Genomic DNA, 22,565 nt, shown 5'->3' on the forward strand with positions numbered 1-22,565 from the left:
GCAACACAAGTTGTAATATTAGGAGAGGATGGAAAAATAAAAAAAGTTGTAGCAGCACACGATGTAGGGAAAGCCATAAATCCTAAAAATGTCGAGGGGCAAATAGAGGGTGGAGTCGTAATGGGATTGGGTTATGCTCTTACAGAGGACTTAAAGGTAGAGAATGGAGTTATAAAATCAAAATTTGGAACGTTAGGATTGTTGAGATCAACAGATATTCCAGAGATAGAATCAATAATTATTGAAAAAAATACAGAAGAATTGGCGTATGGAGCTAAAGGGGTTGGTGAGATTGTAGTTATTCCAACAGCACCTGCAGTTCAAGGAGCCTATTACAAATATGATGGAAAATTTAGAACAAGTTTACCATTGAGAGAAACAGCATATAAGAATTAAAAAAGAAAAGGAGTGGTCTCCTTTTCTTTTATTTTCTAGGAAGAAAAACTCCTGTGTAAGCATTTTCAATTAATTTATACTCATCTAAAACAATATTGCCTCTAATAAAAACAGAATGGACCCTAGCTAAGGAGGTGATATCTTTAAAACAAGAGTACATTGCTTTAGATTTTGGATTTTCAAAATTGAAGTTTTCTAAGGAAAGAACAACTATATCGGCGTCACCTTGAGGAGATAAAGTACCTTTTTGGGGATATAGTCCAAAAATTTTAGCTGGATTTAAACAGCAACTATTCAAAAATGATTTGGCTGTTATATTCCCTTTTAAAAATTCGGAAAACATCAGAGGGATTCTTTCTTCTATGCCTGGAGCTCCATTTGGGCATTTTGTAAAGTCTAATTTCCCAGAATTTTTATCTGTCAAAGAAAAAGAGCAGTGATCAGTTCCAATAACATCAATTAAACCCTTGGTTATCCCGTCAATAATGGCGACATTATCCTCTTTTTTTCTCAAGGGAGGGCTCATTATATAAAGGTTTCCATCTTCTTCTAAGTATTTGTTTTCATTTAATAGAAGATACTGAGGGCAAGATTCTACAAAAAATGTTTGTCCATCGTTCTTTGCCTTACTTAAAATATCTAAACTTTTTTTACAAGAGATATGTACAAAATATAGCTTATTAAAATTTACAGTTTTAGATAAAAAAAGAAGTCTTTGTACTGCTTCGGATTCAGAATAATCAGGTCTTGATTTAGCATGATAGATTGCAGAAAGTTTTTTTTCATACTTAAATTTATTTTTTAAAAATTCAATAATACCGTGATTTTCTGCATGTACAGCTATAGTCAAATCAAGATTTTTAGCAATTTCAAAAACTTTTAAAACATCTAAATCGTTCATTAGATATGTATAAGTCATATATAATTTAAAGCTAGTAATGCCTTTTGATTTTAATTTTTTCATCTGTTGCTCCATATCAAAATGTATATGCTGTATAACACCGTGAAAAGAGTAATCAATAGGAGAAGCTTTAGCATTTTCCATATAGAGATCAATTTGAAAATCAAGGGGACATTTATCTGGACCAAATCCAGGGTGGTCTATAATTGTAGTTGTTCCACCAAAAATTGCGGCATAGCCTCCAGACACAAAATTGTCGATAGATTTTGTACCCACATCAATATTTAAGTGTGTGTGTACATCTATTCCACCAGGAATAATAAATTTGTTTGAAAAATCAAATGTTTTGTCAATTGCTTCTGAAATTACAATGTTTTTAGAAACTTGTTTTATTTTAGAATCAGATATGTGGATATCTGATTTTTCTAAACCATTTTCAGTTAATAAAAACCCATTTTTTAATAATATATTCATAAAAACCTCCAAAATAAAATTGCTTGTCATATAATAACAAGCAATTTCTATTCCAAATTATAAAATTTTACCAGGAACTGGTTTTGTAGATTTAGCTAAGAATAAAAATGGAATAAGCAGAAGAGAGATAACTCCACCACCGATCAAGATATCATTCACTCCCATAATAGATGATTGAAGAACCACTTGTTGATTTATCATCGCTAAATATTTAGGAGAACTTGCTAAGGTGTGACTTATATTAGGATTAGCTGCATTTATAGCGGAGGCCATTGTAGTATGATGAAAAGCCATAGTATGATTCCAAGCAGGAATAACAAGGGATGTCCCAAGACTACTTCCTATATTTCTCATAAAATTATAAATCCCAGATGCACTTGCCAAATTGTCATCACTAATATTGGAAAGAGTTAGCGTGTTCAAAGATATAAAGAATATTCCAACTCCAAAACCATTAAAGAATCTAGTCATAGCTACATATTCTGGAGTGATTTGTGGAGAGTAATTAGAAGTTAAAAAAGTTGAAATTCCAAGGGTAAAAAATCCCAAAGCAGCCACTTTTCTAGCATCGAGTTTATCTATTTTTTTTCCTAAAATTGGTGCGACCATCATAATGGCAATTCCAAGAGTAGCTGTAGATTTACCACTTATAAAAGCTGTATATCCCATATAGTTTTGTAACCATAAAGGAATGACGACGACCCCACTAAAATATGCCAATACAGAAAACATTAGAGCAAAAGACCCAACAAAAAAATTTCTATCTAAAAATAATCGCACATTGACGATAGGATTTTCGTGGTACCATTCCCATATGACCAGAAGAACTAAAAAAACAAATGCGGATATTCCCAGTGAGATGATAGTATTACTGGAAAACCAATCTAAATCATTACCTTTATCCAGCATTAATTGTAAAGAACCAACACCAATGGCCAAAAATACAAATCCAACAATGTCAATAGGTTCTTTTATGCTTTTTTCTTTAGCTATATCTTTTTTAAAGATATAGTAAACAATTAAGCTAGAAAGTATTCCAAAAGGAAGGTTGATATAAAAACACCATCTCCAAGAAGCGGTGTCTGTAACCCATCCTCCTAGAACAGGACCAATAACAGGAGCAATAACAATAGTCATTGACCAAATCCCTAGAGCAATACCTTTTTTTTCTTTTGGATATAGTTGTAGCATAAGAGTTTGAGAAAGAGGTATCATACTTGCACCAACAATACCCTGTAGAATTCTCATTGTTAGAAGAAATTCATATGTTGGACTAATTCCACAAAGCATACTAGCTAAGGTAAATAAGAGAGTAGCCCCAATATATTGCTTTATAATACCCAGTCTTTTTGTTAGCCATCCGATAAGTGGTAGAAAAATAGCTTCGGCAACAGCGTAAGATGTAATAACCCAAGTACCTTGGTCAGGAGCTACTGCAAAATCCCCAGCGATATGGCTTAAAGAAACATTTACAATAGTCATATCAAGGACATTCATAAAAGAACCAATTGCGAGAGCAAGAGTAGCTAAAATAACAGATGAGTTCATATTAACCTCCCGTTTATAGACTGTTGTCTTTTATTGTTTGTTCTATTAGGTTATTCAATTCCTTTAAATTTATTTGGTAAAGAGTTGATATCTTTTCTTGAAATTCATTGGGAATATCAATAGTTTTAACAGTATTAACTTTGACAGTTAAACTTGTACCAATAGGAAGAACACCATTCTTGGCAAGACTTTCTTTAAAAATATCTATACGAACAGGAACTCTTTGAACAATTTTAATCCAATTTCCAGTAGCATTTTGTGTTGGGATAAGAGCAAAAGCACTACCTGAACCACCAGCAATTCCAGAAACAACCCCGTGGTATACTTTTCCATTTACATCACTGACAATTTCTACAGGATTTCCAGCTTTAATATTTCCTAATTGAGTTTCTTTGAAGTTAGCATTAACCCAAGTACTATTCAAATCAACGACTGTAAACAATGGTTGCCCTGTACTGACCTGCTGTCCAAGAAAAACTTGTTTTTGAGCAATAATACCAGATATAGGTGAAGCTATTTTTGTTTTCTCTAAATTGTAGAAAGCGGTCTTTAAATTTTCAATAGCACTAGCTACAAGAGGATGAGTTAGCATACTGCTACTTTTAGCATCAGTAAAACTATTTTCTAAGTTAATTTTACTTTGCTCTAAATTAATTTGACTTTGTAGGTAGTTAAAAGTTATATTATCAAATTTTTCAGCACTACTAATCCCAGCTTTGTTAGAAATACTTTCTCTTTGGAAAGTCTTTTCAGACAGTTTAAAATTAGCCTGTGCATCTTTTAAGTGTTCTTTATTTGTCAGAATATTATTTTGTAATAAATAATATTTTCTAATGGAATTACCAAGTTGAGCTTGCGCATTTCTAAGAGCAATTTCATAGTCGATGGAATCCAGTCGAATAACTGTATCACCTTTTTTGATAGATTGAGTATCTTCAACGTTGATTGAGTTTATAACACCATTAATTTGAGAAGTAATAACTGTTTGATTTCCATGAATATAAGCATTTTCAGTCTCTTCATAATTTTTTAGAAAAACAATATAATATATAATATAAAGAATTCCAACAATAATAATTCCTAAAAGAAATAGAGTTATTTTTCTTTTAACCTCTTTTTTTTTGTCTATTGTTGAATTAGTAGTATTTTCCATTTATTTCACCTCTTCTTTGTAGTAACCACCAAGGGCATTTATCATATCTATTTGATTTTTATAGAGAGTATAATTAGTTTTAATAAAATTTAATTTATCACTTAAGTATTGATCTTTAGAAATCAAATAGTTGTATTTTGAAATACTTCCAATACTATAAAGTGTTGAATTATCATTGAGAATCTCTTTTGAATTAAGGAGATTTTTCTTTTCTAATTGGTTATTTCTTTCTGATATCTTTAGACTATTTAAGCTATTATTTGCTTTTAAATAACTTTCAATTAAATTATTATTATAATTTTCAATAAAAATATTTAAATCGATTCCAGCAATTTTATAGTTTTGTTTAAGAATATTTCTATTGAAAAGAGGTAAGTATAAACTAGGACCAATTCCCCAGAGATTTGAACTTCCATTTATTATGTTTAGAATATCTATCGATTGATACTCATATTTTCCGCTTATAGAGAATCTAGGATAGAAATCAGCTTTTAAAGAGATAATGTTTTCTCTTTGAGAGTTGATTAAAGTTAAAAAATATTGAATGTCAGGTCTGTTAACAATCATATCAGAGTCTATATATTCAGGAGTATTTAAGAAGTAAGAGAAGTCACTTCCAGTTGAATTAATTTTATTTAAAGTTTGTTCAATAGTAGTTGAATTAATATTTCCAATCAGTGAAAAGAAACTATTTCTTAAAGCATATCTACTATTTTGTAAATTTGAAAGAGCTTGTTGTGTAGACTGCGTATTATTTTCAGCTTTTAAAAGAGAACTTTTTTCGCTAAGTCCTGTTTCATGAAGTATCTTTTGAAGGGACTCAATCTCTTTTGAAATTTTTAATTTTTCTTCATAGATATTTATTTCTTTAGATAAAAAAATGTATTCACCATAAAGATTAGAAACTAATGTTGAAATATTTAAAACAGTCCATTTTGCTTGTAATTCATTAGCTAATTTTGAATATTCAGCTTGTTTTGTCAAAGCTTCAAACTTATCCCAAAGATCGAGGGTATATTGTGCTTCAACACTTAAAGATCCTATGTAAGTTGTTCCGTTGCTTTTTACATCGTCAGTCATATCAAAATGGGTATTGACACGAGTATTTGTCATATGATTTCTGGCAAAACTTCCGGATAATGTTATAGGAGAAATGTTAGATGATTTAGTTGATTCAAGAGTATATAAGGCCTTTTCTATATTCAATCTTGCAACTTTTATTTCACTATTTTTAGAAAGGATTTCTTTAATAAGCAAGTTTAATCCTTCGTCTTTGCTATTTAACCACCATTGGTCTGATTGGAAAATAACTTTAGTACTCTGTGGTATATTTGTTTGAACTAAATTTTTTGTAGGATTCTCTTTTAATTCTGGAATTCCAATACAGCTAATAAGGCTCAAGGATAAAAAAATTATGAGTATATGATTTTTCATATTCCCTCCTCGTATAATGATTTAAAACTACATAACTTTATTCTAAAATAAATAAAAAATCCTCTTAAAAAATAAAAAAGAGTTCTTAAATATAGAACTCTTTTTAGAATTAATCTTATATAAGTTTAATAATTTCATTGAAAATAGTTTTTGCGACTTCATTTTTAGGCTGCTCACTAAAGGATAAAATTTCTCCATTTTTTTTAATAATCTGAATGCTGTTTGTAGATTTTTGCATATTTTCAGCGTTGTTAGCAACAATAATATCCAAATTTTTTTTCAGTAATTTTTTCTTTGCATTTTCTTCGATGTTTTGAGTTTCTGCTGCAAATCCGATAAGAATTTGTTCTTTTTTCTTATTTCCCATATTTAAAAGAATGTCTGGATTTCTTTCTAATACAATAGTTAATTCTCCATCAGATTTTTTTATTTTCTCAGTTGAGTATATTTTAGGTCTATAATCTGCAACGGCCGCACAAGCGATAGCTATATTTTGACTATCAAATCGCTCCATAGTAGCTTCAAACATATTTTCTGCACTTCTTACTCTAACAAACTCTTTTAATCCGTGTGGAATCTCTAAGTTTGTAGGACCAGAAATCAAGGTGACATCAGCCCCTAAATCTATAGCAACTTTTGCAAGTGAATATCCCATTTGTCCACTAGATCTATTTGATAGATATCTTATTGGATCGATAGGCTCCTCTGTTCTACCAGCGGTAATTAAAACTTTTTTTCCGGATAACAATTTAGGAAGAGGGGGTAAAATATCGGTTTCAATAATTTGGACAATATCTAGTTCATTCTTTAATCTTCCCTTCGCAGTTACATTACAGGCTAAGAATCCTTCATCAGCTTCAATAAATTTATAACCAAGACCTTCTAGTTTTTTGATATTTAGTTTTAGTATAGGATTTTCATACATATTGATATTCATAGCCAGAGCAAAATAAACAGGTTTTTTACAAGCTGAAATAACTGTAGATAACATATCGTCCGCAATACCATTAGCAATTTTGCCAACAATATTATATGTTGCAGGGGCAATAAGAATAACATCGGCCCAATCAGAAAGAGAGATGTGTTCAACTTCTAACTGATGATTTCTTTCCCACATATCGGTGATAACTCTATTTCTAGATAAAGTTTCTAATGTCTGAGGGGTAATAATTTTTGTGGCACTTTCCGTCATAATTACTTTTACATTATAGCCTCGTTTTTTTAAAATAGATACAATGTTTGCAGATTTATAAGCTGCTATTCCACCAGTAACACCAATTAAAATATTTTTCATTTATTCCTCCTAGATAAATACAATATAGTACAGTTTTTCTATATTATACTATAAAAAGGGTAAGAATATCTATAATTAATAGTGACAAATCTTCTTATATTATATATAATAGGAGAAAATTACTAAGGAGGAATTTAAATGAAAGTTGTTGCATTTAATGGAAGCCCTAAAGAAAAAGGGAATACATATCATGCCTTAAAAATGGTAGGAGAAGAATTAGAAAAAGAAGGAATTGAATTTGAAATAGTTCATGTTGGGAATAAAATGGTTAGAGGATGTATAGCTTGTAATGGGTGCGCAAAAAATAGAAATGAAGAGTGTGTTTTAGCAGAGGATGATGTAAACGTTTGGATTCAAAAATTAAAAAATGCTGACGGAGTTTTATTGGGTTCTCCTGTTCATTTTGCCTCATTAGGAGCTACGATGAAAGCATTTTTGGACAGAGCTTTTTATGTTGCATCTGTGAATGGAGGAATGTTTAGACATAAAGTAGGGGCTTCGGTAGTTGCGGTTAGACGTTCTGGAGGAGTTCCAACATTTGATCAATTAAATAATTATTTAAACTATTCAGAAATGGTTATGCCATCAACAAATTATTGGAGTGTAATCCATGGATTAAAGCCTGGTGAAGTAGAACAAGATGAAGAGGGAAAACAAATCATGAGAATCTTAGGTAAAAACATGGCGTGGTTGTTAAAAATGTTAGATTACACAAAAGATAAGATTGCTCCTCCAGAAAAAGAGGGTAAAAAATATACACATTTTATTAGATAATTTAGCTGTACTAGAAGAAAAGAGAGGGTATATTTCTTTATTCTAGTACTTTTTTTTGATTTTTTTTGAAAAAAATTATATAATATAAGAATATTATTGTTTTTTTAAAAATAATTTTTTCACAAGTACATGTATATACAATAGGGGGTTAGGGGTAGTTCGTAGTTATACTAGTGAATAATATATCAATAATTTAAATGGAGAAACATTTAAATTATTGATATATTCTATTTCTAAAATGAATGATAAAGTGCTATAATCGATTAACACACACACTTTATAAACATAAAACAAGGAGGGTATGAGATGACAATAGAGTTATCAACTATTCAAACTATAGCAATGTCAGTTGTGGTATTGTATATAGGAAAAGTTTTGAACAAAAACTTTAAATTTTTAAGGGAAAATTGTATTCCCGAATCAGTAACAGGAGGAACAGCGTTTTCAATAATTACATTTATTGGCTATAAAACAGGTATGTTCAATTTTATATTTGAGGATTCTTTAAGAAATCTGTTTATGATTGCATTTTTTACAACGGTGGGGTATTCAGCAAGTCTAAAACTATTAAAAAAGGCAGGAATGCCTGTATTTATGTTTTTAATGGCATCTGTAGGATTAGCAATATCTCAAAATGTTGTGGGGGTAGGATTGGCTCAACTTCTTAATTTAAATCCACTGATTGGATTAGCAACAGGGTCGATGTCTACAACAGGTGGACCAGGAACTGCAGGAGCTTTTGCCCCTATACTGGAAAGTTATGGTGCAGAGGGTGCTACAGTTGTAGCTATGGCGACGGCAACATATGCGTTGATTATGGGAAGTTTAATAGCAGGTCCTTTAGCTAATAAGCTTATAAAAAAACATAATCTTCTAAACAAAAGGGATGAAAACTCTCTTTATGAATCAGATGATGATAAGAAGAAACCGTTAGACCCTAAAAATGTTTCAACAGCATCTTTTCAGATTATCATAGCTATGGGAATAGGAAGTCTAATTTCTAATTTTTTATCAGGAGCAGGGATAGTATTACCTTCTTATATAGGAGCTATGTTTGCAGCTGCAATAATAAGAAATCTATCTGATTTTACAGGCGCTTACGAAGTACATCTAGATATTATAAATATAATTGGAGGATTCACTCTTACAATATTTTTATCTATGACTTTGATGAGTTTTAAATTATGGGAGCTTCAGGGATTAGCATTGCCTTTAATCATTATGCTATTAGCTCAAACAGCTCTGATAGGAGTATTTACTTATTTTATAACCTTTAGACTGACAGGGAAGGACTATGACGCTGTTGTTATGACTAGTGGGCATTGTGGTTGTGGTTTTGGAACAACACCTAAGGCGTTAGCGAATATGGAAGCGTTAACAGCTAAATATTTCCCTTCACCCAAGGCATTTTTCGTAATTCCCATTGTTGGAGGATTGTTTATAGATTTCTTTAATGCTGGAATAATAACTTTATTTATGAATATATTACATTAAAAAAAAGAAAACCATTTTTTTTTTGAAGAAACTCTTAAGATAGCTTAGGAGGTGTAGTATGAAATTAAAAAAAATTATTGTAAGTCTTGAAGAAAAAATAAAAACAGAAAAAAATGTTGAACTTGAAAAAGTTTTAGAAGAGTTAAAAAAAATAGATGAAAATATAAAAGATAGTGAAGCTAGAGATAAGGCAGTAGAAGAGATCAGAAGAAAAAATGATCGAATAGAATGGATAAATATAAAAGAAGTTTAGGAACCTAGGGAGTGAAGACTCCCTTTTTTCTTACAATTAAATATAAAATTATTTTGGGAATTATGGTATAATCTATAAAAATGTAAATGGAGGGTTTGAATGCTTAGAATTTTTAATGATAGAGTTTACGGGTTAGAAGAGAGTTTAATAGCAAGCGGTTATCCAATGGTAGCTGAATCGATAGAGGAATGGAATGAAGATTATAGTTTAGAGGAAAAGGATTATAAAAGAGCATCAAAATTAGGAAATGTGGCGACAGGAACTGGACACGACAATTTTTTAAAAGGAATTATAGTTCAATTTGATGTTACATATCCAAACTATTGGACACCACAATTTCAAAGATATCACTTTGCAGATATTGTATCTTCAACATCAAAAATGCACAGACTTACAAAAATGGATTTAAAGAAATCATGTAATGAATATGTTGATGATGTAGTGATTGAAAATTTAAATAAATGGATTGAAATTTTTAACTCTTTTGAAAAAGATGAAAAAGAAAGAGTGATTGAAGAGAAAGTTTATACAAAATATGAAATCTATATGAAAATAATCTCAAACTGTCCAATGGGGCTGGAGCAAACGATGAGAGTTACAACATCATATTTACAACTTAAAACAATATATCTTCAAAGAAGGTATCATAAGTTAAAAGAGGATTGGGGTAATTTTTGTGATTGGTGTTTGACTCTTCCTCATTTTGAAGAGTTTTGTTTGAATAATAAATAAGAAAAGGCTGGAGTTCAGAGTAACTCCAGCCTTTTCTCAGGGCAATCTTTTTAGTTTTCAGTTCCTTTAATCGAATATATAGTTTCTATTGTTTTTTCCTAAAAAATGATATAATCAGACCACATAAATTTAATTTTAAGGAGGTGAAAAATTAAGTTCTCACAAAATTGGAATAAAGCAAAATTAAAAGTTGCTAAAATCTATAATCTTATCAAAAACAGAACTAGCACTTTCTGAAAGGGCCTACAAATGTGATTAATATATCTGACATGAGTCAGATACTTCCCACGAAGCCCCGCCCTCTATTAGGGCGGTGGTAGTTCACCGTCGATTTCTTAGAAGATAGACGATAGAGGGATAAAAGCCAGGATAATAAAGCCTCTTTTGATATGCTTTAACTTTTGTTAGAAGAAGAACACAGTAAAATCTTAAAAATAAACTGATTAGAAACATTAATTTAAGTCCAGCATAGGAATCGCCAAAAATAAAAATAGTTTTACCGTTTAAAAAATTTGCCAGATATCCTCCTAAAAAAGCGCCCATAAGTCCTAATACTCCAACGAATAAGGAATATGCAACAATATATGAATCTCTATCTGGAGAGGAAAGCTCTAAAAGAAGGCTAAACAGTGCTAAATTTATAGCGGACCATCCAATGGCGGTTCCAATAGCATCCAACATAATTAGACTATTTACAGTTTCTTTTGTCATTAAAAAGTAAAAAATAACAACGTAGGTAGTGACCGTTATTCCAAAGGATAATAGTTTTTTATATCCTATTCTTTCTACAAGTTTACCATAAATAAAAAATGCAAAAATAGAAAGAATTGCAGTTAATGATGATGAAAGTCCTAAAATTTTATAAGACGCATTCAAATCTACTACTGCAAAATAATAAAAATAAGGTTTTGTAAATTCAATAGAAAATGTCCATAAACCAATAAAAGAGAGGAAATTGAAAAAATTTGGATCTTTTAATGGTCTAGAAATAGTTATATTTTTTTTCTTTTCTTCAAAATTTGGAATATCATGAAAAAATAAAAAGAATAGAGTGAGTAGAGCGGATATTGCAATAATTGCCGTGAGTATTAGCATACTGGGTTTACCGGGTGTAAAATTTAAGGCTTTCGAAACGGTATAGGAAAAAAATACAGTTGATAATGATATAAGAGTAAATCGTTTTGAAAAAAATGAACCACGATCTTCTTTTTTTATAATATCCCCTATTGAACTTGTCCATATTCCACTTAAAAAAGCTGAAAAAATAGAATAAATAAGAACGATGGTGACTAAAAATCTGTAATCATTTAAATCGAATAAAACTATAAAAAATAAAAAACACATCGGTATACGAGCAGCAAATGCACTAAAAAGTAAAGCTTGTTTTTTTGTTTTGAAAATTTTGTAGTATTGTCCTAAAAAAATTTGGAGCAGTTGTAAACCTAAAGGAAGTGTTGTGATGACAGAAATCCAAAAGGGTTCACATCCAAAGTAAAGAGCAAGTGCAGTTAAAGAAAACCCTTGTATACCTAAAGATAACATATTGGCGCTCATGCCTTCTACAGTTATAAGAAATTTATTTTTATTATATGTATTACTAAAAGAAAGCATAAAAAATTCACCTCCAAAGAATAAAAACAGGCAATGTTAAGTTGAAAAATAACACTGCCTGTTGATTTTTGCAAAGATTAATCTATAGGGATTGAAGTGGTATCAACTTTTTTACTTTGGTCTTTAGAAATCGTTATATTTAAAATACCATCTTCAAATCTTGCTTTTATTTGATCTTCCAAAATATTTTTAGGAAGAGTCATTTTACGTTCAAAAGAACTATAAGAAAATTCTTTTTTAAAATAAGTTTTATTTTTTTCTTCATTTGAAGCTTCTGTTTTATAAGAGATAGTTAAAATCCCTTCGCTAACATCAAGCTTTAAATCCTCTTTTTTTATACCAGGAGTACATACTTCAATAAGGTATTCAGTTTCATTTTCAGAGATATTGACAGCTGGAAAAGATTTTTTAAATGGATTTTGTAGTTTGTCCTCATCAAAAGGATCAGATAAAAGATTAGAAAACCACTCGTTTTTCTTAATTAAACTCATAAAAAACCTCCTTAAAAATAAAAAGTATCTTAAATATATATTTACTTAAAAAAATGAATTATCCTTTATTAAAAAAGATCATCTTGATAAAAAAATAAAAATTAAGATGGATTTTTTAGTATTAGTTCTATTGGACAATGATCCGAGCCCATAATCTCATTATGAATGTTGGCTTCAACAATAGCATTTTTTATTTGATTGGATACTAAAAAATAATCTATTCTCCATCCAGCATTATTTTTTCGGGCACTAAATCTATAAGACCACCATGAGTAGGCACCAATAAGTGTTGGATTTTTATATCTAAAGCTGTCTGTAAATCCAGAAGATAAAAGCTCTGAGAGTTTATCTCTTTCAAGTTGAGTAAAACCAGCATTGTTTTGATTAGGTTTTGGATTTTTTAAATCAATTTCTGTATGTGCTACATTTAAATCTCCACAGATAATAACTGGTTTTTTAGAGTCAAGGGATAGGACATAGTCTCTAAAATCATCCTCCCAGTTCATTCGATACTCAATTCTAGCCAATTCTGATTGTGAGTTAGGAGTATATACATTGATAAGGTAGTAGTTTTGAAACTCAAGAGTTATAACTCTTCCTTCTTTATCGTGGTGTTCAATCCCAATATCATAAGATACAGAAATAGGATTTTCTTTTGTAAAGATAGCTGTCCCAGAATAACCTTTTTTTTCAGCATAGTTCCAAAATAAATTATAACCATCAATTTTTAAATCAAGTTGTCCTTCTTGTAGTTTAATCTCTTGTAAACAAAAGATATCTGCATTAACCTCTTTAAAATAATCCATAAAATTCTTTTGTAAAATAGCCCTAAGCCCATTAACATTCCAAGAAATTAATTTTGTCATTTTAAACCTCCACTTTATAAAAAAATAAAAATATTATTTTAATTATAACATAAATTAAAATTTTATAAAAAAATAAAAAAGTTTATTGACATACGTGATAATTTATGGTACTATTATTAAGTAGCAAACAACCAGCTACAAGACATTAGTCGGAATATAGCGCAGTCCGGTAGCGCACCTGCCTTGGGAGCAGGGGGCCGCAAGTTCGAATCTTGCTATTCCGACCATGTAGGTCAATGGCTCAATTGGTAGAGCATCGGTCTCCAAAACCGAGGGTTGGGGGTTCGAGTCCCTCTTGACCTGCCATTCGCCTAGATAGCTCAGTTGGCTAGAGCACTCGGTTCATACCCGAGCGGTCGAAGGTTCGAATCCTTTTCTAGGCACCATTTAAAATTCAAAGCACTTAGGTGCTTTTTTTTTTTTTTCATTTTTTGCAACATGTACTAGTTGAAGATTTATCTAATTTGATGAAGCTTTTAAAAATCCTTGAAATAAAAGGGAGATTGAGTATGAACTTACATCTATAAAACCAATTGTTTTATCTCCAAATTTTTTTGCTTTTCCAAATTTAGCAGCATACAATTTTGTATTATTGCATCCTTTTATAGCGGCTTCAGAAGCGAATGTAAACATTTCATCTAAACGTTCCCCTTCATATAAAGAAATAGATTCAACTGCAGGTATAAAAGAATCCATCATTGTTTTATCTCCAACTTTCGCCAAAGTGATTTCAGATAGTTCGTCTAAAGAACTTTTAAACATTTTTTTAAAAATTTTAACGGAAAGTTTGGTTTCATTAAATAAGGGGAGAGACAACCCTAAAAAAAGGGTTCCCCATAGAGGACCAGCGGCTCCACCGCTAACCCCCATAATATCATCTCCTAAGTTTTCAATGAATTTTTTAATAGAACGATTATCCTCCCAATTATCAACGTTCATTTTAATAGTATGACAAATTTTAGAGATAGTTGTCCCGTAATCTCCATCTCCAAATTCTGAATCTAGTTGATTAAGTTCACGTGAGTGTGCCATTAAAAAATTCGCAGTTGTATAAAATATAAATTTAATCTCTTTTTTATCAATTTCTAGCATTTAGCTACCTCCTCAATTAAGACTTGCTATTTTTAAAAGCTTTTTAAAAATAGCAGTAGTATCTTCAATATTTATAGAATTAGAATTATTTTTTTCTAAAAGTTCTGGGATATCTGTGACATAAAAAAGAAGATTTTGAGGATTAGCACTTGGGTGGATGGAGATATCTTCCTTTAAAATCTCTATTTTAGGAAAAGGCTCATGTTTGAAATCCTCTAATAATATGATATCAAAATCTTTAAAAAGATTTAAGTATTGAAAGAAACTTTCGTTTGATCTATTTTTTAATAAAATATAATTATCTTTTGAAAAAACTAATGAACCTGATGCACCAGCAGTTTTATATTTATTGATATCGGGATCTAAAGAGTTTAAATCAAGATTAGGGTTATATTTTATTGTAGCCACTTTATAACTAGCATCTTTGAAATGTTTTATTAGTTCTTGAATTAACCAAGTTTTCCCACTATTTTTGGCTCCACAAATAGAAATAAACGGACGATTTCCCATAAAGATAGAGAGATGTTTAAGCTCTTCTTGAGTATCAATACTTTTTAATAATTTTTTATAATCAAATGTAGTGTTATTTAAGGAGATATATTTAACATTGAGTTCAGCTAAAACATCTTGTAATCTATAATTTTTATCCATTAAAAAACCTTCTATAGTGGTTAAAGCACTTTTATTATATAAGCCGAATAAAGGATAAGTTTTTCCTAGAGTATCTTTTATTATGATAGCGTCATAATCACTTGAAAGAAATAGCATAACAAAATCTATAAATTCTTTAGTTATATTTGGCATATCGCAGGTTGTAACAAAAATAAAGTTTGATTTTGCATTGAGAAGACCTTGGTGTATTCCTTCAAGAGGTCCAATATCAGGAGTACTATCTGTAATAATTACACCTCTTGGGACAAGGAAGTTTTGTTCTGGATTTAGAGAAACCATCAAATTTTCAAAATTATACATCTCATCAGATATTTTTTCTAAAAAAGTTCGGGTTTTATCAAAATTTAGTAAGGCTTTATCAGTAAAATTCATTCGAGAGCTTTTTCCCCCAGCAAGTATTAAAGCATCTACATTGTTTATTTTATTCATAATATAAACCTCCTGCAACTACTAGATTTTACGAAGAAATGCTTAAATTTTTAACAACGACTGAAGGAGAACCTACAGCGGATAGATTGAACTTGGTATCTGTTCCAATTTTTTCGATATCTTTTAAAAGGTTAAAAAAGTTTCCTGCAACAGTTATTTGATCTAGAGGGGTTTTTATTTTTCCATTTTTGATCAAAAATGCTTCTGTAGCTAATGAAAAATCTCCTGAAATTGAGTTCAACCCAGAATGTAATCCAGAAAAACCAGTTATAAGAACTCCATTCTCAACAAATTCTAAAAGATTTTCAAAAGGTAGGGTTCCCTCTTTTAAAAAAAGATTGAAAGAAGAGATTCCCATTGTTCCTTTATACCCACCTTTAGAGGCATTTCCTGTTGTTTTAAGACCATCTTTTTTTGCAGTTTTAAGATTGTGGAGATATGTTTTCAAAATTCCATTTTCAATTAATTTTTTCTCTTTTGTAGGAACTCCTTCAGCATCAAAAGGAGAGCTGTTATATCCATTTTCTAAATGAGGATTGTCAATAATTGTGACAATAGAACTAGCAACAGAGGTATTTAATTTACCTTTAAATTTAGAAACACCTTTTTGAATAGCTTCAGCAGAAAATATTCCACTCATTGAACCGAGTAAATCAGCAAAGGCATCATTTTGGATAACAACCTTATAATTTTTGCTTTCGATAGATGTTGAATTAAGTTTATTTAAGGCGTTTTGAACAGCTTCCTTAGATAGTTTTATAGGATCCATTTCAGAGAATTCTCTCGTAACAATATACGCCGAATCATTTTTTATAGAGTCCTTATCCTGCACTACAACAGCAATATAGGCATAGATAGAGTTAGAGTTGTGAAAAAGTTCTAAGCCTTTAGAATTTTTTATAATATTTTCACTGTATCCACTTCCAAGCATACAATAATTTACACTTTTAACTCGTGGATCCATCTCTAAAGCAGTTTTTTCAGCAGTTAAAAGAAAATTGATTTTATCTTCAACAGTTATATTGGACAGCTTTTCATTGAATGAATTGATAGTTGCATACTCATCTTTATCCTCGTAGATATCAACAATATCTAAATTTTCAATGATTTTAGCATTTGCAATGGCAGTATTTATTAGTGGTAAAATATCTTCTTCCTCTAGAGATTCAGTGTAAGAATATCCCATTTTTTCATTTATTTTAACTCTAAAAGATATTCCCATATTCTGAGAGTTGGTATATGTCTCTACCTCTCCCTTAAAAACTTTGATTGTCTCATTTTCTGATGATAAAAAATATATTTCAAACTCATTCAATTCTAGAGATTTTGCTTTTTCAAAAACTTTATCTATAAATAATTTTATTTCCATGTTATTATCCTCCAATGTTAATAGTTAGTAGATTATACCCCCTAATTATAAAAATATGAAGGGAAAATTAAAAAAAATTAAATATTTTCTAAAAAATTATTATTGTGGTATACTCTATTAAAAACAGAGAAGGAGACTAAAAATGTTAGCTAAAAGTTTAATTGAAGATATATTAAATGAAGCATTATTAACAGGTGGAGATTTTGCTGAAGTTTTTGTAGAAAGTAAAAGTGGAGACTCTTTTTATCTGGTAGATGGCAAGATAGAACAGGCGCTTTCAGGAAAAGATTATGGTATAGGAATCAGGATTTTTAAAGGACTTTTTTCTGTCTATGCTTATACGAATGATATGAGTCGTATAAATCTTATAAAGACTGCTCAAAAAGCTTCAAAAGCTATAAAAGGAACTAGAGAAGATATAGTGATTAATCTTATAAAAAAAGAGGTAGAGGATAGAAATAAAATTTTAATAGCTCCTGTAAGTGTGTTGAAGGAGGATAAAATATCAGTGATGAAAGAAGCTTATGAAGCTGCCAAAAAATATGATGAATGTATAAGTCAAGTTAGAATAAATTATAGTGATTATTCACAAAATGTTTTAATAGCAAATTCAGAAGGAACTTGGGCAGAGGATGTAAGAACTAGAAGCAGAATAGGGATTGAAAGTATAGCTTCAGATATGAATGATATGCAGACAGGCTCTTACAGACCTGGGGCATCAAAGGGATTTGAATTTTTTAAAGAGATAGATATAAAAGAATATGCTGAAGAAGCTTCGAGAATAGCTAAAACAATGTTGGGGGCAAAATATGCACCGAGTGGAAAAATGCCTGTAATTATTGAAAATGAGTTTGGTGGAGTTATATTTCACGAAGCATGTGGCCATGGTCTAGAGGCAACGAGTGTAGCGAAAGGGTTATCTGTTTTTGCAGGGAAGATAGGTGAAGAGGTAGCAAGTCAAGCAGTTTCAGCTGTAGATGATGGAACGTTGGCAAATGAATGGGGATCTTCAAATGTAGATGACGAAGGAACTCCAACTTCAAGGAATCTTTTAATTGAAAATGGTATTTTAAAAGGATATATGATTGATAAATTAAATGGAAGAAGAATGGGGATGGAAAGTACTGGAAGTGCAAGAAGAGAATCGTATAAGTATGCTCCAACTTCAAGGATGACAAATACATTTATTTTAAATGGAAAATCGTCTCTAAATGAGATGCTAGAAGGAATTGGAGATGGAATCTATGCAAAATATATGGGTGGAGGGTCAGTAAATCCTAGTACAGGAGATTTTAATTTTTCAATTATGGAAGGGTATATGATTAAAGGTGGGAAAATTCAAGAGCCGGTTAGAGGAGCAACTCTTATCGGAAATGGACCTGAAATTTTAAAAAAAATAGATATGGTAGGAGATAATTTAGCTCTTGGTCAGGGTATGTGTGGCTCAGTTTCTGGAAGTATTCCGGCAAATGTAGGACAACCACGGGTTAAGATTAGGGATATCGTAATCGGGGGAAGATAGAAATATAGTTTATAAATAAGCGATGTTTAATATTTTATGATATAATAAACAATAACTTATTATATAGGAGAAAAAATGAACAATAACGGAGAAATTAAAGAGTTAGAAAAGCAAAAAAATGAAATTTTAGATATTTTAAAAGCTCAATATGAAGAGATATTTCAATTGAATTCTCAGATAAAAAAAATATCATTAGAGTTCCCAGAAGATTTTAGAGAGAGAAAATTTCAAGTAACAACTGAAAATGGAAAAGTTTTAACTTTTGGAAAAGTAAGTTTAAAAAAAGTTAACTTGTTTGAATGTGAAATCTCAGCTTTTCAACTGAAAAGAAATGGTCTATACTATACGTATTCAGAGATAGTTCAAGTGGAAAATTATTCGAACTTTATCTGGTTATAAATTAAAAGGATTGAATTTCAAAATGAAATTCAATCCTTTTTTTAAAGCAGTTCGCCATGCTTTTTTATAAATCGTTTTTTTAATATTGTAACAAGTATAATATAAAGAAGAATAGTAATAATTAAAAATGGAAAATATATAAAAGGTAATGGCATCATACCAAGATTTTCACCTAAACTTGTAAATGGAATGATAGTTCCAATAAAAATACCTAAAGTTGTTAGTAGAGATAATGGTAAAGATGCTCTACTTTGAATAAATGGTATTTTAGGAGTTCTAATCATATGAACAACAAGAGTTTGAGACCAAAGAGATTCTACAAACCATCCTGCGTTGAATAAAGCAATAAAACCAACTTGCTGAGTTTCATTCAATGTGTTAAAACTACCACCAAAAACCATAGGGCAGATAATAAAATACATAACACCAAATGTAGTTATATCAAATACTGAACTAGAAGGGCCTATGGAAATCATAAATTTTTTAATAGATGAAGCATCCCATTTTCTAGGTACTTTTAAAAAATCTTCATCAACATTATCCCAAGGGATAGCAATACAAGATAAATCATAGATTAGATTTAGCATTAATATTTGTATAGGATACATAGGAAGAAACGGTAGGAAAGCACTAGCAATAAGAATTGAAAACATATTTCCAAAATTAGAACTAGCAGTCATCTTGATATACTTAATAATATTTCCATAAATTTTTCTTCCTTCAATAATTCCCTCTTCTAAAACCATGAGATCTTTTTCTAATAGAATAATATCGGCAGACTCCTTAGCAATATCTACAGCACTATCTACAGATATTCCAACATCAGCTTCTTTCATAGCGGGGGCATCATTGATTCCATCTCCCATAAACCCAACAATATGACCATTGTTTCTAAGAGTTTTAACTATAATTGTCTTTTGATTAGGAGAAAGCTTAGCAAAAATATTAACTTTTTCTACAACAAGTTTAAGTTCTTCAGCTGACATTTTTTCAATATCTGAACCAAGAATTATATTGTCAGAGGCAAGACCAACTTGGTTACAAATACAACGAGTTACAATGTCATTGTCACCAGTCAATATCTTAACATTGACATTATATTCCAGAAGAGTTTCAATAGCTTTTTTAGTACTAGCTTTAGGTGGATCTAAAAAGGCAAGATACCCTATCAGAACCATTTCAGACTCATCAGCCACGGAACATTCTTTTTGTTTGATATTTTTTTGAGAGACACCTAAAATTCTTAGTCCTTTGCTATTGTAAGTTTGAACTTTTTCTAAAATTTCTTTTTTTATTTCATCTGTTATAGGTTCTATATTCCCCTTATATTCCACAAAAGATGAAACAGAAATCATCTCTTCGATAGCACCTTTAGTAATAAGTTGAGTTTTCCCATTGATATCTTCAATTAAAACACTCATACGTCGACGAGCAAAATCAAAAGGAATCTCATCTATTTTTGTATAATCATTGGAAAGTTTTTTTAAATCATCCTCGTGGGCATGATTTATAATAGCAATATCGATAAGGTTTTTAAGCCCTGTTTGATAGAAGCTATTTAAAAAAGCATGACGTAAAACACGCTTATCTTCTTTTCCTTCAGTATCTAAGTAATACTCTAAAACAATCTTATCTTCTGTAAGAGTTCCAGTTTTATCAGTACAAAGAACATCGATAGCTCCAAAATCTTGAATAGAGTTTAAATTTTTAACAATGACTTTCTTTTTAGCCATTTTAGCAGCACCTTTAGCGAGATTGGCAGAAACAATCATAGGGAGCATTTCAGGTGTTAATCCTACAGCTATTGAAAGAGCGAATAAAAAAGCTTCAAACCAATCACCCTTTATTAAACCATTAATCATAAAGATAAAAGGAACCATGAAAAGCATAAAAGTAATCAAAACTTTAGAAACAGAATTTACTCCTTTTTCAAAGCTAGTTGTAACTTTTTTACCATTTAATTGTTTTGCGATACCTCCAAGAATCGTATCATCTCCAACAGCTATAACCACTCCGATAGCCGAACCACTAATGACATTACTTCCCATAAACACTAAATTAGTAGATTCTAATATTGCTAAATCTGAACTATTTTGTAAAGAGAATTTCTCAATAGCATCACTTTCACCAGTTAGTGATGATTGACTAATAAATAAATCTTTTGCCTGAATTATTCGGATATCTGCAGGAATAATATCTCCCGCTGTAAAATAGACAATATCTCCAACAACAATTTCATCTACAGGAATCTCTTTTTTCTCATCACCGGACCTTTTAATAGATGCCGTTGTTTCAACCATTTCATTCAATTTTTCAACTGCACTACTAGAACGTTTCTCTTGGATAAAACGTAATAGGCCACTAGCTAAAACCATTGCTGTTATAATAACCACCCCAGTATATTCTTTTTCACCAGGTTCAGCTAGGCTAACATCGGTAACAAAAGATACAAAAGCCAGAACAAACAATATCACTGTAAATGGATTGATAAAAGCTTCAAAAAAGTGTTTAAGAGTAGACGTTTTTTTCTGTTGAGTGATACTATTTATTCCAAATGCTTCTCTCATAGATAAAATAGTCTCTTTATCATAACCTTCAAGAGATGTGTTTAACAGTAAAAAAATATCCTCTTTGCTGTGAGTCATAGCCCACTTAAGTCTATCATCGGTATTTTTTAATATAGATTTTTTCATTTTAATTCCTCCTCGATCTCTTTAATTTTGAAATAGAGAAGTACTATCTTTTATTAGGCGAGCTTAAAAAAGAGCAGAGTTTGAAAATCATTGATAATAAAATCTGGCTCAAATTTGTTTTCAAAATATAATAAAACTAAAGTACTCCTCCTACTATCACTGACTCCTGCGTCCATTCTTTTTCACCTCCTAAAAATTTAATAATAAAAAAATCCCTTGAAGCTTAATTGCAACAAGGGAAATAATTCAAATTAAATATTGTAAAAAAAATAAAACAATATTAAAAAAAATTCCTTATTACCGTTCAAGCTTTAACTTCACAGGGCAATGAAATTACATTATTCGACGCCTTGAATTCGACGAAGACTGTTAACCATCTCATAGTGTCTCCACTATTTTGCGGCAGTAACCCGTATCCCTGTGGTAGCCTCACCTACCAGTATATGATTCTCCACTATAATACTCTAAATAAAATTATTTGTCAATAGCTTTATTTAGAGTCATATCGATATGTGGAATATTATCTTCTAAATAAACTTCAGAGATAGCTTTAAAGCCAAGAGATTCGTAAAAATTTTTTAAATAATTTTGAGCTCCGATAGTTATTGAATCTTCGTTTAATTCGTTTAAAATATAGTCTATACCAGTTTGAACAATTTTTTTTGCAAGTCCTTTTCCACGGGCAGATTCAGTTACAAGAACTCTTCCCAAAGAACTTTCCACATATGATACACCAGGATTTAAAACTCTTAAATACGCAAGGATTTGATCACCTTCTTCCATGAATATATGAGTGCAATCGTAGTCTTTACCATCTAAATCATTGTATGGGCAGTTTTGTTCAACAACAAAAACTTGAACTCTAGTTTTTAATATTTTATAGAGTTCTTGTGTTGAAAGTTCATCGAATTTTTTAATTTTTAATTTCATAATAGACCACCTTTAAAATATGTTTGTAATATTATATG

20 protein-coding genes, 3 tRNA genes and 1 riboswitch are annotated in these 22,565 nt (G+C 30.5%); of the genes, 10 read left to right on the plus strand and 13 right to left on the minus strand.

Annotated features, from left to right (window positions below; translation table 11 throughout):
• Positions 1 to 396 (plus strand): molybdopterin cofactor-binding domain-containing protein (locus Q0V67_RS06610; RefSeq protein ID WP_297598149.1); only part of this gene is annotated, 396 nt, incomplete at its 5' end.
• A gap of 28 nt (positions 397 to 424) precedes the next feature.
• Here Q0V67_RS06610 and hydA read toward each other — a convergent pair.
• The 5 genes from hydA to coaBC form a co-directional block, all read right to left on the minus strand.
• Positions 425 to 1,771, minus strand: a complete 1,347-nt coding sequence (gene hydA / locus Q0V67_RS06615; RefSeq protein WP_297598150.1) for a dihydropyrimidinase — start codon at positions 1,769 to 1,771, stop codon at positions 425 to 427.
• 57 nt (positions 1,772 to 1,828) lie between these two features.
• Complete coding sequence (locus Q0V67_RS06620) at positions 1,829 to 3,319, minus strand: DHA2 family efflux MFS transporter permease subunit (RefSeq protein ID WP_297598151.1); 1,491 nt, start codon at positions 3,317 to 3,319, stop codon at positions 1,829 to 1,831.
• 13 nt (positions 3,320 to 3,332) lie between these two features.
• Positions 3,333 to 4,472, minus strand: a complete 1,140-nt coding sequence (locus Q0V67_RS06625) for an HlyD family secretion protein (RefSeq protein WP_297598152.1) — start codon at positions 4,470 to 4,472, stop codon at positions 3,333 to 3,335.
• Positions 4,473 to 5,906, minus strand: coding sequence for a TolC family protein (locus Q0V67_RS06630; RefSeq protein WP_297598153.1), 1,434 nt, complete (start codon positions 5,904 to 5,906; stop codon positions 4,473 to 4,475). It lies immediately after the preceding gene.
• A gap of 115 nt (positions 5,907 to 6,021) precedes the next feature.
• Positions 6,022 to 7,200, minus strand: a complete 1,179-nt coding sequence (gene coaBC / locus Q0V67_RS06635; RefSeq protein WP_297598154.1) for a bifunctional phosphopantothenoylcysteine decarboxylase/phosphopantothenate--cysteine ligase CoaBC — start codon at positions 7,198 to 7,200, stop codon at positions 6,022 to 6,024.
• Between the two features lie 138 nt (positions 7,201 to 7,338).
• On the opposite strand from coaBC, the gene Q0V67_RS06640 reads away from it, so the two are divergent.
• The 4 genes from Q0V67_RS06640 to Q0V67_RS06655 all read left to right on the plus strand — a co-directional run bounded on the left by Q0V67_RS06640 (position 7,339) and on the right by Q0V67_RS06655 (position 10,453).
• A complete protein-coding gene (locus Q0V67_RS06640) occupies positions 7,339 to 7,974 on the plus strand; it encodes a flavodoxin family protein (RefSeq protein ID WP_297598155.1) in 636 nt (211 codons plus the stop codon).
• Between the two features lie 306 nt (positions 7,975 to 8,280).
• Positions 8,281 to 9,468 (plus strand): sodium/glutamate symporter, encoded by a 1,188-nt coding sequence (gene gltS / locus Q0V67_RS06645; RefSeq protein ID WP_297598156.1) that lies wholly within the window; start codon positions 8,281 to 8,283, stop codon positions 9,466 to 9,468.
• A 58-nt stretch (positions 9,469 to 9,526) separates the two neighbouring features.
• A complete protein-coding gene (locus Q0V67_RS06650) occupies positions 9,527 to 9,721 on the plus strand; it encodes a hypothetical protein (RefSeq protein ID WP_297598157.1) in 195 nt (64 codons plus the stop codon).
• A gap of 99 nt (positions 9,722 to 9,820) precedes the next feature.
• The gene (locus tag Q0V67_RS06655) at positions 9,821 to 10,453 is read left to right on the plus strand and encodes a hypothetical protein (protein WP_297598158.1); all 633 of its coding nucleotides are present in this window, start codon (positions 9,821 to 9,823) and stop codon (positions 10,451 to 10,453) included.
• A gap of 321 nt (positions 10,454 to 10,774) precedes the next feature.
• Here Q0V67_RS06655 and Q0V67_RS06660 read toward each other — a convergent pair whose 3' ends face one another.
• The 3 genes from Q0V67_RS06660 to Q0V67_RS06670 all read right to left on the minus strand — a co-directional run bounded on the left by Q0V67_RS06660 (position 10,775) and on the right by Q0V67_RS06670 (position 13,421).
• On the minus strand, positions 10,775 to 12,064 hold the full coding sequence (locus Q0V67_RS06660) for an MFS transporter (RefSeq protein WP_297598159.1): 1,290 nt from the start codon (positions 12,062 to 12,064) through the stop codon (positions 10,775 to 10,777).
• Positions 12,065 to 12,141: 77 nt separating this feature from the next.
• A complete protein-coding gene (locus tag Q0V67_RS06665; protein ID WP_297598160.1) occupies positions 12,142 to 12,555 on the minus strand; it encodes an Hsp20/alpha crystallin family protein in 414 nt (137 codons plus the stop codon).
• Between the two features lie 101 nt (positions 12,556 to 12,656).
• The gene (locus tag Q0V67_RS06670; protein WP_297598161.1) at positions 12,657 to 13,421 is read right to left on the minus strand and encodes an exodeoxyribonuclease III; all 765 of its coding nucleotides are present in this window, start codon (positions 13,419 to 13,421) and stop codon (positions 12,657 to 12,659) included.
• Between the two features lie 150 nt (positions 13,422 to 13,571).
• Between Q0V67_RS06670 and Q0V67_RS06675 the strand changes: the two genes are divergently transcribed.
• The 3 genes from Q0V67_RS06675 to Q0V67_RS06685 all read left to right on the plus strand — a co-directional run bounded on the left by Q0V67_RS06675 (position 13,572) and on the right by Q0V67_RS06685 (position 13,807).
• Positions 13,572 to 13,648, plus strand: a tRNA-Pro gene (locus Q0V67_RS06675).
• Positions 13,649 to 13,651: 3 nt separating this feature from the next.
• Positions 13,652 to 13,727: transfer RNA gene (locus Q0V67_RS06680), tRNA-Trp, on the plus strand.
• Between the two features lie 3 nt (positions 13,728 to 13,730).
• Positions 13,731 to 13,807, plus strand: a tRNA-Met gene (locus Q0V67_RS06685).
• Positions 13,808 to 13,880: 73 nt separating this feature from the next.
• On the opposite strand, the gene Q0V67_RS06690 is transcribed toward Q0V67_RS06685, so the two are convergent.
• From Q0V67_RS06690 to Q0V67_RS06700, 3 genes are read right to left on the minus strand one after another with little or no spacing between them, the layout of a single operon-like run.
• Positions 13,881 to 14,513, minus strand: a complete 633-nt coding sequence (locus Q0V67_RS06690) for a dihydroxyacetone kinase subunit L (protein ID WP_297598162.1) — start codon at positions 14,511 to 14,513, stop codon at positions 13,881 to 13,883.
• A 12-nt stretch (positions 14,514 to 14,525) separates the two neighbouring features.
• Complete coding sequence (mobB, locus tag Q0V67_RS06695; protein ID WP_297598163.1) at positions 14,526 to 15,614, minus strand: molybdopterin-guanine dinucleotide biosynthesis protein B; 1,089 nt, start codon at positions 15,612 to 15,614, stop codon at positions 14,526 to 14,528.
• A gap of 28 nt (positions 15,615 to 15,642) precedes the next feature.
• Positions 15,643 to 16,983 carry a TldD/PmbA family protein gene (locus Q0V67_RS06700; protein WP_297598164.1) on the minus strand — a complete coding sequence of 447 codons (1,341 nt, stop codon included), beginning with the start codon at positions 16,981 to 16,983 and terminating at the stop codon, positions 15,643 to 15,645.
• Positions 16,984 to 17,125: 142 nt separating this feature from the next.
• Between Q0V67_RS06700 and Q0V67_RS06705 the strand changes: the two genes are divergently transcribed.
• The gene (locus Q0V67_RS06705; protein ID WP_297598165.1) at positions 17,126 to 18,505 is read left to right on the plus strand and encodes a TldD/PmbA family protein; all 1,380 of its coding nucleotides are present in this window, start codon (positions 17,126 to 17,128) and stop codon (positions 18,503 to 18,505) included.
• 75 nt (positions 18,506 to 18,580) lie between these two features.
• Complete coding sequence (locus Q0V67_RS06710; RefSeq protein ID WP_297598166.1) at positions 18,581 to 18,904, plus strand: hypothetical protein; 324 nt, start codon at positions 18,581 to 18,583, stop codon at positions 18,902 to 18,904.
• A 41-nt stretch (positions 18,905 to 18,945) separates the two neighbouring features.
• Here the strand turns inward: Q0V67_RS06710 and mgtA are convergent, their stop codons facing one another.
• Both mgtA and Q0V67_RS06720 read right to left on the minus strand, forming a co-directional pair.
• The gene (mgtA, locus tag Q0V67_RS06715; protein WP_297598167.1) at positions 18,946 to 21,597 is read right to left on the minus strand and encodes a magnesium-translocating P-type ATPase; all 2,652 of its coding nucleotides are present in this window, start codon (positions 21,595 to 21,597) and stop codon (positions 18,946 to 18,948) included.
• Between the two features lie 289 nt (positions 21,598 to 21,886).
• Positions 21,887 to 22,045: riboswitch (M-box (ykoK) riboswitch) on the minus strand.
• Positions 22,046 to 22,071: 26 nt separating this feature from the next.
• A complete protein-coding gene (locus Q0V67_RS06720) occupies positions 22,072 to 22,527 on the minus strand; it encodes a GNAT family N-acetyltransferase (protein ID WP_297598168.1) in 456 nt (151 codons plus the stop codon).
• Between the last annotated feature and the right edge of the window lie 38 nt (positions 22,528 to 22,565).

It is taken from the genome of uncultured Cetobacterium sp., from assembly GCF_947072685.1.
Taxonomy (GTDB): Bacteria; Fusobacteriota; Fusobacteriia; order Fusobacteriales; family Fusobacteriaceae; genus Cetobacterium_A.

Coding starts and splice junctions, on each gene's coding strand:
- Q0V67_RS06650 (WP_297598157.1), top strand. CDS start 9,527: ATGAAATTAAAAAAAATTATTGTAAGTCTTGAAGAAAAAATAAAAACA.
- mobB (WP_297598163.1), bottom strand. CDS start 15,614: ATGAATAAAATAAACAATGTAGATGCTTTAATACTTGCTGGGGGAAAA.
- Q0V67_RS06625 (WP_297598152.1), bottom strand. CDS start 4,472: ATGGAAAATACTACTAATTCAACAATAGACAAAAAAAAAGAGGTTAAA.
- Q0V67_RS06640 (WP_297598155.1), top strand. CDS start 7,339: ATGAAAGTTGTTGCATTTAATGGAAGCCCTAAAGAAAAAGGGAATACA.
- Q0V67_RS06710 (WP_297598166.1), top strand. CDS start 18,581: ATGAACAATAACGGAGAAATTAAAGAGTTAGAAAAGCAAAAAAATGAA.
- Q0V67_RS06670 (WP_297598161.1), bottom strand. CDS start 13,421: ATGACAAAATTAATTTCTTGGAATGTTAATGGGCTTAGGGCTATTTTA.
- Q0V67_RS06620 (WP_297598151.1), bottom strand. CDS start 3,319: ATGAACTCATCTGTTATTTTAGCTACTCTTGCTCTCGCAATTGGTTCT.
- Q0V67_RS06705 (WP_297598165.1), top strand. CDS start 17,126: ATGTTAGCTAAAAGTTTAATTGAAGATATATTAAATGAAGCATTATTA.
- gltS (WP_297598156.1), top strand. CDS start 8,281: ATGACAATAGAGTTATCAACTATTCAAACTATAGCAATGTCAGTTGTG.
- Q0V67_RS06700 (WP_297598164.1), bottom strand. CDS start 16,983: ATGGAAATAAAATTATTTATAGATAAAGTTTTTGAAAAAGCAAAATCT.
- Q0V67_RS06665 (WP_297598160.1), bottom strand. CDS start 12,555: ATGAGTTTAATTAAGAAAAACGAGTGGTTTTCTAATCTTTTATCTGAT.
- Q0V67_RS06660 (WP_297598159.1), bottom strand. CDS start 12,064: ATGCTTTCTTTTAGTAATACATATAATAAAAATAAATTTCTTATAACT.
- Q0V67_RS06690 (WP_297598162.1), bottom strand. CDS start 14,513: ATGCTAGAAATTGATAAAAAAGAGATTAAATTTATATTTTATACAACT.
- Q0V67_RS06630 (WP_297598153.1), bottom strand. CDS start 5,906: ATGAAAAATCATATACTCATAATTTTTTTATCCTTGAGCCTTATTAGC.
- mgtA (WP_297598167.1), bottom strand. CDS start 21,597: ATGAAAAAATCTATATTAAAAAATACCGATGATAGACTTAAGTGGGCT.
- Q0V67_RS06720 (WP_297598168.1), bottom strand. CDS start 22,527: ATGAAATTAAAAATTAAAAAATTCGATGAACTTTCAACACAAGAACTC.
- hydA (WP_297598150.1), bottom strand. CDS start 1,771: ATGAATATATTATTAAAAAATGGGTTTTTATTAACTGAAAATGGTTTA.
- Q0V67_RS06655 (WP_297598158.1), top strand. CDS start 9,821: ATGCTTAGAATTTTTAATGATAGAGTTTACGGGTTAGAAGAGAGTTTA.
- coaBC (WP_297598154.1), bottom strand. CDS start 7,200: ATGAAAAATATTTTAATTGGTGTTACTGGTGGAATAGCAGCTTATAAA.